The organism is Teredinibacter turnerae T7901, from assembly GCF_000023025.1.
Taxonomy (GTDB): domain Bacteria; phylum Pseudomonadota; class Gammaproteobacteria; order Pseudomonadales; family Cellvibrionaceae; genus Teredinibacter; species Teredinibacter turnerae_B.
Window position 1 is genome coordinate 4794484 of sequence record NC_012997.1, and the last position, 13424, is coordinate 4807907.

Genomic DNA, 13424 nt, shown 5'->3' on the forward strand with positions numbered 1-13424 from the left:
CTTACAACCTGCCGAAAAGCCATTGCTGCGCAGCTGACCATTCAGTTTCCCAGCGACCGGTTTCTCAACTGCCTGTTTCCTAACTACCAGCTTCCTAAAAACCAGTTTCTTAACTACCAGCTCTCAACAACCCGTTATCAACTGCAGCTATCAACCAGCCGCTAAAACGCGGCCACATCCAGGCCACACCCGAGTATTGTACTTTCGATACCACTTTCGAACTGTCGAACTTCGTAACGACAGTTGACGGACACCCGTCGCGCCACTTCCTGCCGATACTGAAGACTGTAATTCAGTTCGTCTTGCTGCTCAGCGGAAGCTTCCAACCCTCGCTTACGGGATATCTGATCAGCCGCGAGCGTTAATTCCCCTCCAAACTTAAATTGCCAGGTGAAATCGGTACCCACACGCGTGGCCTCGTTTAAATCATCCGCCAGCTGGTTTTTCTCGTGAGAATAGTCACCGTATAAGCCCCAGCTCAGGCGCTGCGGCGCAATCTGGTAGCGGTAATCCGCAGTAAAATAGTCGCGAATATCCAGGCGGAATTCATTGCCGGTCTGACGCAGCCCGCCATTGGGATTCCCGCCTTGCCCCATGCCGGAACCCGCCAGTTCACGCCCGCCCGTCACCTGTAAGCTGCGTCTTGGCGTTACCGATTCAAGCTCCAGACGCGCCTCCCCCACATAACCCACCTGGTCGCCAGACGGTTTCACGGCGTCGGTTTTCGCCGCCCCCACCTGCAACAACGCGGACCCGGTTTTAAGTTGGCGCTGCCAGAAAATACCTGCCTTTTGGGTGCCGTAATCGGCGATTTCCTCTGCATCTGGGCTGGTGCTCAGGTACACCAGCTGAATACCGCCACTGGTACGGGCGCTCAAGCTGTGCCCCCAAACCACGACTGCGGTTTCGGACTCACTGTTCAACAGGTCATTTTCGCTTTCGACCCAGATTTTACCTGCGCGAATATCCACGGCATCGCGACGCGAAGGCCGCAACCGGCCCTGCACCCCTGCCTGGTAGCTGGATACCCGGTTACTGTTTTGCGGCAGTTCCGCGCGCAAGGTATCTAATGACGTTTCCGCGGTGCGGGTCTCGGCGTAGACGCCGAGGCGACGGCTCGAGGTATAGAGGTTTAGCGCCGCTTCACCATTAATACGGTCGCGGTCGGAGTTCGTTTCGTCGAGATATTTTTCGTGGGCCACGGTGTAGTTTAATTGCACATCACCGTGTTGCTTTTGAGTTTGATAACTCGCCGACCCTCCGTACACCCAGACGTCGTCATCGACGGGATCGGTTGCCGAGCGATTAATATTGGTTCGATGCTCGTAATCCGTGGACAGGACCACCTCAGCGTCGCTCTCCGCATATGCCTGGGCCACCGCACTGCAGATGGCGATACAAAGAAGTTTTGCTTTCATGATTTCCCCGAAAGGGCGCTACGCGGCGGAAATGGCCAGCGTGAAGTGCCCTCTTTTTGGTTGATACGGTTTAGAAGGTGGATTCGGGAACCGTAACAATATCGGACGGCAGCAACGTGTAGTTGGTGCGGATATCACCTTTGTTCATAATATCTTTCAAACGGATCTTATAGGTTTTTACGCCGTCTTCCGTTTTACGGTAGAGTTTAGCGGAGTTGCCACTGGCGAACTCACTCAGCCCACCGGCGGCCAAAACGAGATCCAGCACCGTCATGTTCTCGCGATAAGGCAAGGATACTGGCTGCAATACAGCGCCGGTCACCCGCACACGGTTAATATACTCGGCGTTGTTGGCCGAGGTTACGATCACTGTAACGTTGGGCGTACGCACGTAATTCGCCAGCGCTTTTTCTATTTCGCTACTGAGTTCGGTCGTCTCCTTGCCCGCGGCAATCACATCGCCAATCAAAGGAATGGAAATTTTTCCGTCAGGTCGGACCGGTACATTGACGGACAACTCAGCATTGCGCCACACCGCCACACTGAGCTGATCGGCAATACCGATTTTGTAAGTATCAACAGATTCGAAGTTCACCGCGGTTTCCTGCGGCATCTCCTGCCGCGACGGCGACGAGCACCCCACGCCAAACACGGCCATCCAAAGGCCCACTATCGCTATTTTTATTCGACACATAACTATTCCTCGTTCTTCTGAATGGACAAATCTCTGCCCCAAGTGTTTGGTTTTGAATCTGTGACTGAGGCTATTCTCGGCCAGTCTGGCACAGGATGCAAAGTCTAAGCCGTTTGCTATTTTTTCCGCCAGTAGCGCGCGCGGCCACAACTCATTACAATGCTCGGCCCTAAACAACCATCCTAAGAGGAAAGGCCGATGAAAACGGTTAAAACAACTGCCGAGTACACCATTTTTCAACGTAAAGACGACCGCTACGCCGTGCGTAACAACAAGCGCAAAGCAATTAACGGCGACGCTAAAGTTGAGATCCTTATCAAAGAAGGCCTGATGACCAAGCCAGAGCCAAAACCAGCCGAGCCAGAAGCCGCTGAAGAATCCGCAGAAGGCGAGGCAAGCAGCGAGTCTTAATCGCGCCTCTCCACCCCTGTGCGGATGGCCTGCGAGCCATCCGCCACAGCGCTTCACAACAGCCGCAAAACACATTCATTACTCCAGTCGCCCTGGCTCTGGTTTCGAGACTCGACCACAACAGACGGCACTCTTATACTGCAGCCCAGTTAACTTTGTTCGGAAGCTGCTGTGCAATACAAAAGCCAAAATTTTAGTCATTCGCAAAACCCCAAAACAGGCGTTCTCCTGGTAAACCTGGGCACCCCCGCTGCACCGACGGCGAAAGCACTTAAACCCTATCTCAAACAATTTTTATCGGACCCGCGTGTAGTGGAATTTCCGCGCCTGCTCTGGTGGCTGATTCTGAACGGCATTATTCTCAATGTGCGACCGCGAAAATCCGCCGCTGCCTATGCCAAAGTATGGACCGAGCGCGGCTCGCCCCTGGCGATACACACTGCCGATCAGGCCAGCGCACTTAACGTGCGGCTGCAGCGCCGGTTCGACGATCAGGTCGTGGTTGCCTGGGCGATGCGTTACGGCTCGCCGTCAATGGCAGACGTGCAGCAATCCCTGTTCGATCAGGGCGTACAGCAATTATTGGTGATTCCTCTCTATCCGCAATATTCTGCCGCCACAACCGGTTCCACGTTTGATGCCTTAAGCGCAGACTTCCAACGGCGGCGCTGGCTACCCGCGTTGCGCTTTGTCAATCAGTACCACGATAACCCCGGATATATAGCAGCACTCGCCGAGCGAGTGCGCCAGCATTGGCAGAACAACGGCCGCGCCGACAAACTCATTCTCTCTTATCACGGAGTGCCCCTGCGTTACCTTCACGCCGGCGACCCTTACCACTGTCAGTGCCTCGCCACATCGCGCCTTCTGGCCGAAGCGTTGCAGCTCACCGAGAGTGAAGTCATTACCAGCTTTCAGAGTCGCTTCGGCCGCGAAGAATGGCTGCAGCCCTACACCGATGTGCTGCTAAAACAGCTTCCCGGTGCGGGCGTAAAATCCGTGCAGATTATGTGTCCCGGTTTTTCATCCGATTGTCTGGAGACGATTGAAGAGATCGGCGAAGAGAATCGCGAGTACTTTTTACAAAATGGTGGAGAAAACTACCAATATATTCCTGCCCTCAATGCGGGAGAGGACCATATTGACGTACTGGAGCAATTAGTGCTCGACAACCTGCAAGGTTGGTCGCTGGCACCCACCGCCAAACGCGAACTGGAACAGCGCCAGCAGCGTGCCGACAGCTGCCCATTCAACCAGACCAAAAAACTTTAAACCCAAAGGAAAGCCAACCAGTGCTCGAACTCAGTGGCCACACTTGCTTCGGCGGTGAACAATTGCGTTTCCAACACCGCAGTCGCGTGCTCGATTGCAGCATGCGGTTTTCCGTATACCTGCCGCCACAAGCCCAGGCAGGCGAGGTGCCTGCGCTGCTTTGGCTATCGGGTTTCACCTGTAGCGACGAGAATTTCGTCCACAAAGCCGGCGCTCAACAGTTTGCGGCTAAACACGGAATAGCGTTGGTAATACCCGACACCAGTCCCCGCGGCGAGCAGATCCACAAGGGTGATGAACCCACCTGGCACCTTGGTGAAGGCGCTAGTTTCTACCTGAATGCCACCGTAGAGCCCTGGGCCGCCAACTATCAGATGGCGTCGTACATTTGCGACGAGCTGCCTGGTTTAATCGCAGACCTGCCTGTGGATAACTCGTGTTTTGGCATTGCCGGTCACGGCATGGGAGGCCATGGCGCAATTGTGCTGGGGCTAAGTTATCCACAGCTGTTCCGCTCTATTTCGGCGTTTGCCCCGATCTGCAATCCCGCCAAAACACCCTGGGGCGAAACCGCGTTCCGGCATTACCTGGGGGCGGACAAAGCCCGTTGGCAGCACCACGATAGCTGCTGGCTAGTTGCGAACGGCGCTTGCCGCACGCCGCTGCTGGTGGATCAGGGGAGTGACGATCACTTTCTGGAGGACGAGTTGAAACCGGAGCGCCTGCAAGCCGCCTGCGCAGAGGCAGGCCATCCGCTCAACTATCAGCTGCACCCAGGCTACGACCACAGTTACTTTTTTGTCGCGAGTTTTATCGAAAGCCATATCGCTTATCATGCCGGTATACTCACTTAGCCCGGATAAGTTTTAATTAGCCCCAATTCGCCAACCACAAAAGTTGCAGCATTGGCGCCCGTCTATTCGTGTTGAACTCACCGCGACGCCGGCGCCTTGGCTGCGCGACTGAAAGACAGACCCTACTGTACGCGACTTACCAAGCGGGATACACTCTCGAACTCAGCGATTGAATGCAAAGAGCCCCCAAGCCTGCCTTATGGAAAAGATGAGTGATGTGGAGATGCGGTGTTTTAGCGCCGTGCAGTACTGGCAACGCAAAGAGTTAGCTCAGCAATTGAAAGATACACTCACATCCTTCCTGCCCCACCCCTTATCGCTGCAAGGCGCATCCAGCACAGCTAAGTCGAATACCTGGACACTCGTAAAAGTACCTCTGATCGCTATTTTGTTCCCCCTGCTACTACTTATTTGGCTTGCCCGTGTTTTGTTCGCACTGGTGCTCTATCCCTACCGCTATCTCAGCACCCTGCCAGTGCCGCAGGGCCTGCATTCACCCGGGGAGCGCAACATCCAGGGCATTCATCGCGCCTTTTCTCCCTACAATGACCTCTCGCCGGCCTATTATTTGCTCTGTGTAAATGACTGGGTCACGATCCTCTACGGTGTCGATGCGGCGCGCAAACACCAGATCGAAACTTATTTATTTGCGCAGTCATCCAGCCGATTTATCCGCCCCGGCGAGGCCCCCAGTCGACAACATATCAGCCTCGCTCGGGAGTCACTCTCCCGTGCACTCGGCTATTATTGATATCTCTACCTGGTTAAACCGTATAACGCTCACTGCGTTCTACGCACAAACCGCACTCAGACCGTTGTAATCTGGAGACAGCCAATGCAACACCAGAACCTTCGCCGTTGTTGTTACGGGCTCGCCGCACTGTTTTTGCTGCTGTCCACGGCAGCTTCCGCTGCGACTTCGGTATGGCAGGTCAGTAAAGGGAAACACACCTTGTACCTTGCAGGCACGTTTCACTTGCTCAACAGTGCCGACCACCCGTTACCAGACGCCTTCGAGCAGGCCTATCTCGCTGCGGATACCTTGATTTTCGAAACCGATGTGAGCATCGCACAAAGCCCCGAATATCAACGCAAAGCAGCCGCTTTGGTGATGTTCCAGGATGGCCGTACCCTGGACAGCGCAATCAAGCCCGCCACCTATGCTGCATTGGAGCAGTTCCTGACGCAAAGAAGCCTGCCGATAGAAACCTTCGCCCGCCTGACACCGGTGGGAGTCAGCCTGATGTTGTCGTCCATAGAGCTGCAACGGCTGGGTATGAGTGCACAACAGGGCGTTGAGTACACCTTCAACCTGAAAGCATCGGTGGACAACAAGCGCCGCGACTACCTGGAGACTCCGGATGAACAATTGCAATTCATCAGCCGCATGGGCCAGGGTGAAGAAGACGATATGCTGCTCTACACGATCGAAGATTTGCTGAGCATTGAAACTGAGTTGGCCACCATGAAACGCTACTGGCTCACCGGCGACATCACGAGCATGGACAGCCAATACCTCCAGGATATGCGCACGCGCTTTCCACGCAGCTATCAGGATTTACTGGTGAGCAGAAACAACGCCTGGCTGCCGCATATTGAGTCCATGGTGAAAAGCGATGGCACCGAGCTTGTTATGGTTGGCGCTATGCATCTGCCGGGGCCTGATGGCTTGCTGGCACAATTGCAGGCGCGCGGTTACCAGCTAAAGCAGCAGTAATTTTGCCGCACAGCACTCACCTATCTTTTTCAAGATGCGCGAGCAACTCGATGTGAGGTGTGTGCGGAAATTGATCGAGCGGCTGGACTTCCACCAACCGAAACCCCTGGTCCAGGAAAAAACTCAGATCGCGCGTAAAGGTTGCCAGATCGCAAGACACCGATAGCACCTGGCGTACCTGACAGTTCTTAGGCCAGGCTGCCGCACGCGACTTCCAGCCCTCGCGGGGCGGGTCCAACACCAGCAATTCCGCTGTTTTCAGCGCGCGCGCTACACTTGCCAGACCGTCGTCCGCAAATAGATCGCAGACGATAGGCTCCACGCCTGCCAGCACTTTAGCGCGCAACGCGGCTATCGCCTCATCGACCACTTCCACAGCACTAATTTTTGCTACACCGGCATCACACAAAACTTCAGTGAGGTTGCCAGAACCGCAGAACAATTCCACGGCTTGCTGCGTACCCGGCGCAATGCGCTCAGCCAACCACGCGCGCATGCGGGTATTTTGCGCGCTGTTGCCCTGTTTGAACGGCAGGCGTTGATCGACGCACACCTGCTCGGCGGCAATCGATTCATCGATATCCAGCGTGCGCCAGGCTGAGCGCCGCGCCGGCTGCCAGGCGCGGTTCGGCAATTGCGCCCGCAGTGTTTGCAAGGTGTGCTGATTGGGTTCCGACAGCACCGGGCAATGCTGCACCGGCGCCAAGGTATTGCTGGCTGCCGACACATAGCCAATTTCGCGCCCGTCTGTTTTGAACTGTGCGCGATTGCGATAGCCAAAGATCTGTGGCGACGGCCAAATGGGCAATACCTTATCGGCTTCCCCAAGGCGCGCCAGCTCGGCGGTTACCCGCGTTTGCTTGGCGGCGAGCTGCGCGTCGTAGGCCATAAACTGCCAGGGGCATCCGCCGCACTGTGCCGCGCCAAAACCATGATGCGCACAAGGCGCATTTTGTCTTTGCGGGTGCTCGCGGCCTGGGCTCAGCGCCACCAGCTCAGCAAAACCCACCCGCCCTTTGCCACCGGTACTGCGGAATTCACCCGCTTCACCCGGCCACACACCGGGCGCGAAAAATGTTTTGCCAGACGGGTGCTGAAGTACGCCGCGACCGTCACTTGCCAGGTCTCGCACCTCGGCAGAGAATACTTCACTGCGAAATTGGGCGCGCTTGGGTGTGCGCCGCTTAAAGGATGTCACTATGGTTAAACTCGCTTTTGTTGTTACTGTCATGTTGCTGTGCGGCTGCGCGCAACACCCTGCACAGTCGCCTGCGGATACCACACCTAAGGTTGCTGCAACGCCCTGCCCATCGGCACGGCCACAGATGTGCATGATGATTTACGACCCGGTCTGCGCCATACACGAGGATGGCAGCCACTCGACCGAAGGCAACAATTGTAGCGCCTGTCAGAAGGAAGCGATAACGGCCTATGCGTCAGGGCCCTGCCCGGAAGCGGCCGATTAAGCGGCAAGCGATAAAAAAGCGTGGATAACCGACTGATACCAGCCTGTTATCCACGAGGAGGAGGGATAGCCTACTAAATTGTCGTTGTTACGCTGAGAGTTTTACCGACTATTGCGAATTACAGGTACTGGGCGCAATACAGGACTGATTGTTCTCGTAACCCCAACCCACCGTTGTTTGCGTGCACAGCGGGAAATTAGTGCCGTACCAGTTACACACACCTGCGCTGCCGCCCGTTGATGAACTGGACGAGCTGGAACTGCTGGACGAAGTGCTGGAACCACCGACAATGCCGCCGTTGCCCGACTGCGACTCACAAGTGGTTGCACCGATGCAGCTGGCGTTGTTTTCATAGCCCCAGCCGCTGTTCTGATTCGCGCACACCGGGTACAAAGTACCATACCAGTTGCACTGCAAACCGGCGCCGCCGGAAGAGCTGCTGGACGAACTGGAGCTGCTAGAAGAACTCGAACTGCTCGATGAGCTGGACGAACTATTCGAACTGGAAGAACTGCTGGAGCTTGACGAGCTATTCGAACTAGACGAACTCGAGCTGGAAGAACTCGACGAGGACGAACTGCTCGATCCACCGGTACACACGTTGATCACCCCGCCGGAACCAGATTGGCTCTCGCAAGTGTTGCGCCCGATACAGCTCATGCTGTTCTCCCAACCCCAACCGGAATCCTGATTTACGCACAGTGGGCGCGGCGCATCCTGATACCACTGACACATATCGACGCAGCTTCCACCGGAGCTCGAACTGCTGGACGAACTGGAACTGCTGCTGGAAGATGAGCTGTTGCTCGACGACGAACTGCTGCTGGATGAGGTGCTCGAGGTAGACGAACTACCACCATACACAGTCGCCTTAACCGCGGTTGCGGCTACACCGTTCACGCCGTTAAACAGGCGATCGCCCCAGGTGGTTAAACTGTTCGGATTAAAGTTGTTCGACATATCCAACGTGGTACAACAGCTGCCATTACCCGACCAGGACCAGCCGAGGTAACCAATGCCGTATTGCTCGGCCACAGCCAGAATCGAATCGGCGTCAACAAACTCACCCTGATGGTCAGCCCCGAATTCGCCAATAATGAGTGGCAGATTGTGGTCACTCAAAAAGGTCGACACGTAATTTTCGATTTTTGCGCGGGTCTGGTACACCTGATACATGTGGACAGAGAACATGGTATTGGCGAGAGAATCCGCAGTCGCAACCTCAGAGGCATGCGCCAGCATCACTTCTTCCCAGTCCTGTCCCCAGTTGGACGCATCCACCAGCAGCGTGTGCGTTAACCCAGCGGCGCGGATGGTTTGAATCGCCGCGCGGTGTTCGTTGATCCACTTGGCTGCAGTTTGACCATTGCCAATGGGCTCGTTGGCAATGTTAATTATTACGTAATCTTCCTGACCGATCAGGGCACTGGCAATATCGACCCAATAGTCCGCCGCATGCGCGATGGTTCCTGCCGCACTTTCTTCACCACCGCCGGTGGCATCGTGCACTTCCAACACACAGATCACCTGGTTCGCTTTACACAGGGAAATAATATTAGCGACGTCTGCCGCGCTGTTACGGTTCCAGCGGTAGCCATCACTGAGTACCACGCGAATCGTGTTCGCACCCAGATTGGCGATATTCGCGATAGAGCTGGTTTCACTGGTGAACCAGGTGTGCGCATGGTTGGCGCCGCGCATTATGAAATTATTGCCGTTGCCATCGAGCAGACGCGTGCCAGACACCGAGAATCCCGCCCAGGATTGGGCTGCCACAGCCGCCAGGGCGAGGCTTATACCGCCGCGCACCAGCCAACGGCCGGCGTGAGAAAGAATCGTATTAACCATTATTATCGACTCCAGAAAGAGATGAGAGGGGTTAGCTTGGCTCGCGAGATCATTCAACACGAGTCGGTTCGCCCGCAGTAAACATCCGCTCCGTTGAAAGGAAGTGGAAATGAGAGACCATTGACGTAGTCCATTAAGAACGTCCTTTGAATCAGGTTTTTTTATTATTGTTATATCAACCTTGCCACCCTGGCAGGCTCACGCGACTGCGTGATCGGTCAGTCTTTGGGCAGCGGCCAAAGTACAATGTAACCGTTTACATAACAACTAGACGAAAGCATGAATTGACAAACCGCCTCTCTCACCCGGATGTTTGCTCCGCGCACAGGGGTGTTTTAAGCTGGTCATCACGCCCGCTGAGGCCGAACAGTCGCTAACACCATAAAAAACATAACAACGAAAACAACTTTATGAACACACACCTAGGCCACCTGCTCCCCCTTTTATTGTTGTTTGCCGTGCCCGCCATGGCCAGTGCAGACGATTTGCGCATCAATGATCAGGGCTATTTCGCCAAGCCCGGACTCAACGTTACGGTATTTGCCGACATTTACCCGGACGGCCACCAAACCGGGGTGTCTATCATTCAGCACGGTCAGCGCGTCGCCGCCAACGGCGATCTGCGTCTGGAAATGTCACCTGGTCAGTGGTCGCCCGTGCCCAAAGGTCTGAACCACCAGATCGACGAAAAACACCAGACCATCACTCAAACGCTGGCCTACCCGGACGAAAGCAAGGATCGGAAGGGATTCAACCCCATTGCGTACCCGGAGCTGAACTTCACCTATACAGTCAAAGTCACCGCTGTGCACGACAACAGTTTTAAAGTGAGTGTCGATCTCGACCAACCCTTACCCGCCGAATGGATCGGCAAAGCCGGGTTTAATTTCGAGCTGTTTCCCGGGCACTTGTTTGGCAAAAGCTGGATGCTGGACAACAGTGCCGGTCAGTTCCCGCAACAGCCCAACGGCCCCATGATTGACGACCACGGCGAGTGGCTGAACGCCCCGCTGGCAACCGGCAAGACCCTTGTGGTTGCCCCCGGCGAACCTTTGCAACGCATCACCATCACCAGCGCCAAAGGTGAATTGCAACTGCTGGACGGCCGCAGCAATCACAACAACGGTTGGTACATTGTGCGCAGCCTAATCCCTGCCGGGGCCACCACCAACGCCGTGGAGTGGACAATCACCCCCAACACCGTCGCCAACTGGCGCTACTCACCGGTGATTCAGGTATCGCAACTCGGTTACGGCAGCCGGCAGAGCAAGCGGGTTATCATCGAGCAGGACGCGCGCGACCACAAAGCCAGCACTCTGTCGATCTTCAAGCTCACCGCCGCGGGCTCCGTTAAAGTACGCAGTGGCAAGGTCTCCCGGTGGGGTAAGTTTCTGCGCTACAACTATTTCACTTACGACTTCAGCAGTCTCCAGGAACCCGGCCTGTACCAGATTCGGTATCGCGACGAGCGTTCGCACACTTTCAAAATCGGCGACGATGTCTTCGCTCGCCACGCCTGGCAGCCAACCCTCGAGTACTATCTGCCGGTACAAATGTGCCATATGAAAGTGGCTGAAAAATACCGTGTGTGGCATGGCCTGTGCCACCAGGACGATGCGAAGATGTCACCGGTGAATCACAACCATTTCGATGGCTATATCGCCGGCGAATCCACGTTAACCAAATTCAAGCCCGGGCAAGTCGTCGGCGGTTTGAACCGCGGCGGCTGGCATGACGCCGGGGATTACGACCTGCGCGTGGAATCGCAGATCGGCACTGTCTGGTTGCTCGCCATGATGGTCGAACAATTCAACCTGAACTACGATGCTACCACCGTGGATCAACAGCAAAAGCTGGTAGAGATTCATCAACCAGACGGTAAAAACGATGCCCTCCAGCAGATCGAACATGGCTTGCTCACCGTGCTTGGTGGTTACCAGCAGCTTGGTCGCCTGTATCGCGGCATTATCGTGCCTACCGTTCGTCAGTACGTTCATCTGGGAGACGCCGCTACCCAAACCGACAATAAAACGGGCACCAGCGACGACCGCTGGGTATTCACCGAACAGAATCCGGATCGCGAACTTTACGTTGCCGCCGGGCTTGCTGCGGCCGCGCGGGTGATGAGCGACTACGACGGCACACTGGCCAAGCGCGCGCTCGCGGCCGCGAAAGCAATTTATCGCGCCGCCGCAGGCCAGGGTGGCCCAGAGAATACCGCGCTTGCACTGACCGAATTGCTGTTGAGCACCGGCGACACTGAATATCGCGATGCCCTGATTGCCCAGCAAAACTCGCTGCTCACCACCATCGACAAAACCGGCTGGACCCTGGGCCGCGTTCGCGAGCGCATGGATAACCCCGATTTTGTCGCCGCACTGGACAGAGCCGCGAGCGAATATCAGGCGGGTGTGCAGCGCGAGGCGGGCGATACGCCCTACGGCGTACCCTATAAGCCCTACATTTGGGGTGCCGGATGGGGAATTCAGAGCTTTGCGGTGAAACAGTATTTTTATCGCCAGGCGTGGCCGCAATTCACCCGCGACGACGACTATTTGAACGCACTCAATTTTGTGTTGGGCGTGCACCCTGGCAAAAATACCCAGAGCTTTGCTTCCGGCGTGGGTGCGAATTCTGCGACCGTCGCTTACGGCGTAAACCGCGCAGACTGGTCGTTTATTCCGGGCGGCGTGATCTCCGGTACGGCGCTTATCCGCCCCGATCTACCGGAACTGAAAACCTGGCCATTCTTCTGGCAGCAGACGGAATATGTGATGGGAGGTGGTGCAACTAATTATATGTTCCTGGTGCTGGCAGCCAATCACTACCTGCAACAGCAAGTGGCGGCACCTTGATCACGGCTGGCGCTCCGCAGGCACTCCCTGCGTGAGCAACGACGTGTCCGCCGCGATAGCCAGCAAACAGGCATGGCACAAACACGCATCCCAGCGCTTGGCAATGTAGTCGCGCTGGGCTTTGTTAAGCGCAACCGAACTGCAGTGACAAAGTGTGATCGAGCCCATTTTGCATTCAAATGGTTGCTGACAGCGGGGACAGGTTTCGGTTTGATGTCGGGGCATAGCAAGCAACGAACTAGAACTATGTGGAAGCCAAAGAGTGCGGGGTTTCGTCACAGAATAGCAGCAAGTGACGCGCTGCAATTTAATCTGCCTCAGTCGTTAGCATGTTTATAAGGCAGACCAACGGTTATGGTAAGTCCGGGCGATATTGCAGTCTTGGCACTATCGCTTCACCGGAGCCGCCAGTACATCCCAGGTGTCTACCAGCGCGTTCAAATGCACCAAACCCGCTGCGACACAAATCAGTGAACTCCATATCCAATAACTGATGCCTTCCACCGCCATTGCCGGGTGCAGGTAAAAAAGCGGCGCAGCCAAACCCGCCAGCCCCCGCACCAGATAAAGTAGCGTCACCATGGTGAGCACCGGACGCAACATCCAGAACGGGCGCAATACTCCGGCCGCCGACAGCGCGAAACACATCCACACGGCAAACGTGGAGGCCAGGCCCAAAAGAAGAAGGTGTGGCAGCCAGGACCCCTGCACCAAGCGCAGCACCAATTCGTCAGCCAGGCCAAAAAAACGGTACCAGGTTGCGCCACCGAGGATGATGGCCAAATGCAATACAACCACCGCGCCATTTAGGGCAGAGGGCAACAGCCAGACGCGGCGCTGAACGGGCATAGAGCTTCCCGGAAATTAAACATGAAGCCGAACTATACGT

Annotated in this window: 13 protein-coding genes; 7 read left to right on the plus strand and 6 right to left on the minus strand. The window is 55.7% G+C overall.

Translation table 11 applies throughout. From position 1 onward, the window contains the following. Positions 1–161: 161 nt before the first annotated feature. Both TERTU_RS19255 and TERTU_RS19260 read right to left on the minus strand, forming a co-directional pair. Positions 162–1418, minus strand: a complete 1257-nt coding sequence (locus tag TERTU_RS19255) for a hypothetical protein (RefSeq protein ID WP_015818611.1) — start codon at positions 1416–1418, stop codon at positions 162–164. A gap of 70 nt (positions 1419–1488) precedes the next feature. Beyond that, complete coding sequence (locus TERTU_RS19260; RefSeq protein WP_018015402.1) at positions 1489–2031, minus strand: XrtA/PEP-CTERM system exopolysaccharide export protein; 543 nt, start codon at positions 2029–2031, stop codon at positions 1489–1491. Positions 2032–2310: 279 nt separating this feature from the next. On the opposite strand from TERTU_RS19260, the gene TERTU_RS19265 reads away from it, so the two are divergent. The 5 genes from TERTU_RS19265 (at position 2311) to TERTU_RS19285 (ending at position 6366) form a co-directional block, all read left to right on the plus strand. After that, positions 2311–2523, plus strand: a complete 213-nt coding sequence (locus tag TERTU_RS19265) for a lipocalin/fatty-acid binding family protein (protein WP_015817262.1) — start codon at positions 2311–2313, stop codon at positions 2521–2523. A gap of 171 nt (positions 2524–2694) precedes the next feature. Continuing rightward, entirely contained in the window at positions 2695–3795 is a 1101-nt protein-coding gene (gene hemH, locus TERTU_RS19270; RefSeq protein WP_015817680.1) for a ferrochelatase, read from the plus strand. Between the two features lie 20 nt (positions 3796–3815). Continuing rightward, entirely contained in the window at positions 3816–4649 is an 834-nt protein-coding gene (gene fghA, locus TERTU_RS19275) for an S-formylglutathione hydrolase (RefSeq protein WP_015818625.1), read from the plus strand. A gap of 199 nt (positions 4650–4848) precedes the next feature. Beyond that, positions 4849–5400, plus strand: a complete 552-nt coding sequence (locus tag TERTU_RS19280) for a hypothetical protein (RefSeq protein ID WP_018015399.1) — start codon at positions 4849–4851, stop codon at positions 5398–5400. 84 nt (positions 5401–5484) lie between these two features. Continuing rightward, positions 5485–6366, plus strand: coding sequence for a TraB/GumN family protein (locus TERTU_RS19285; protein WP_015820372.1), 882 nt, complete (start codon positions 5485–5487; stop codon positions 6364–6366). A gap of 16 nt (positions 6367–6382) precedes the next feature. Here TERTU_RS19285 and TERTU_RS19290 read toward each other — a convergent pair whose 3' ends face one another. Then, entirely contained in the window at positions 6383–7564 is a 1182-nt protein-coding gene (locus tag TERTU_RS19290) for a class I SAM-dependent RNA methyltransferase (RefSeq protein WP_015820811.1), read from the minus strand. Position 7565: 1 nt separating this feature from the next. On the opposite strand from TERTU_RS19290, the gene TERTU_RS22275 reads away from it, so the two are divergent. Next, entirely contained in the window at positions 7566–7832 is a 267-nt protein-coding gene (locus TERTU_RS22275) for a hypothetical protein (protein ID WP_015820791.1), read from the plus strand. Positions 7833–7940: 108 nt separating this feature from the next. On the opposite strand, the gene TERTU_RS19295 is transcribed toward TERTU_RS22275, so the two are convergent. After that, positions 7941–9680: a cellulase family glycosylhydrolase gene (locus tag TERTU_RS19295; RefSeq protein WP_015817460.1), complete on the minus strand. Its 1740-nt coding sequence runs from the start codon at positions 9678–9680 to the stop codon at positions 7941–7943. A 410-nt stretch (positions 9681–10090) separates the two neighbouring features. On the opposite strand from TERTU_RS19295, the gene TERTU_RS19300 reads away from it, so the two are divergent. Beyond that, positions 10091–12535: a glycoside hydrolase family 9 protein gene (locus TERTU_RS19300; RefSeq protein WP_015818522.1), complete on the plus strand. Its 2445-nt coding sequence runs from the start codon at positions 10091–10093 to the stop codon at positions 12533–12535. Here the strand turns inward: TERTU_RS19300 and TERTU_RS21540 are convergent, their stop codons facing one another. Both TERTU_RS21540 and TERTU_RS19305 read right to left on the minus strand, forming a co-directional pair. Continuing rightward, positions 12536–12760 (minus strand): cysteine-rich CWC family protein, encoded by a 225-nt coding sequence (locus tag TERTU_RS21540; RefSeq protein WP_080516730.1) that lies wholly within the window; start codon positions 12758–12760, stop codon positions 12536–12538. A 162-nt stretch (positions 12761–12922) separates the two neighbouring features. Continuing rightward, complete coding sequence (locus TERTU_RS19305; protein ID WP_015819877.1) at positions 12923–13384, minus strand: hypothetical protein; 462 nt, start codon at positions 13382–13384, stop codon at positions 12923–12925. Positions 13385–13424 lie beyond the last annotated feature (40 nt).

Bases quoted from the DNA above. Each gene is read 5' to 3' on its own strand.
- TERTU_RS22275 (WP_015820791.1), top strand. From the start codon at position 7,566: ATGGTTAAACTCGCTTTTGTTGTTACTGTCATGTTGCTGTGCGGCTGC.
- TERTU_RS19280 (WP_018015399.1), top strand. From the start codon at position 4,849: ATGGAAAAGATGAGTGATGTGGAGATGCGGTGTTTTAGCGCCGTGCAG.
- TERTU_RS19295 (WP_015817460.1), bottom strand. From the start codon at position 9,680: ATGGTTAATACGATTCTTTCTCACGCCGGCCGTTGGCTGGTGCGCGGC.
- TERTU_RS19285 (WP_015820372.1), top strand. From the start codon at position 5,485: ATGCAACACCAGAACCTTCGCCGTTGTTGTTACGGGCTCGCCGCACTG.
- TERTU_RS21540 (WP_080516730.1), bottom strand. From the start codon at position 12,760: ATGCCCCGACATCAAACCGAAACCTGTCCCCGCTGTCAGCAACCATTT.
- TERTU_RS19255 (WP_015818611.1), bottom strand. From the start codon at position 1,418: ATGAAAGCAAAACTTCTTTGTATCGCCATCTGCAGTGCGGTGGCCCAG.
- TERTU_RS19265 (WP_015817262.1), top strand. From the start codon at position 2,311: ATGAAAACGGTTAAAACAACTGCCGAGTACACCATTTTTCAACGTAAA.
- TERTU_RS19300 (WP_015818522.1), top strand. From the start codon at position 10,091: ATGAACACACACCTAGGCCACCTGCTCCCCCTTTTATTGTTGTTTGCC.
- TERTU_RS19305 (WP_015819877.1), bottom strand. From the start codon at position 13,384: ATGCCCGTTCAGCGCCGCGTCTGGCTGTTGCCCTCTGCCCTAAATGGC.
- TERTU_RS19260 (WP_018015402.1), bottom strand. From the start codon at position 2,031: ATGCCGCAGGAAACCGCGGTGAACTTCGAATCTGTTGATACTTACAAA.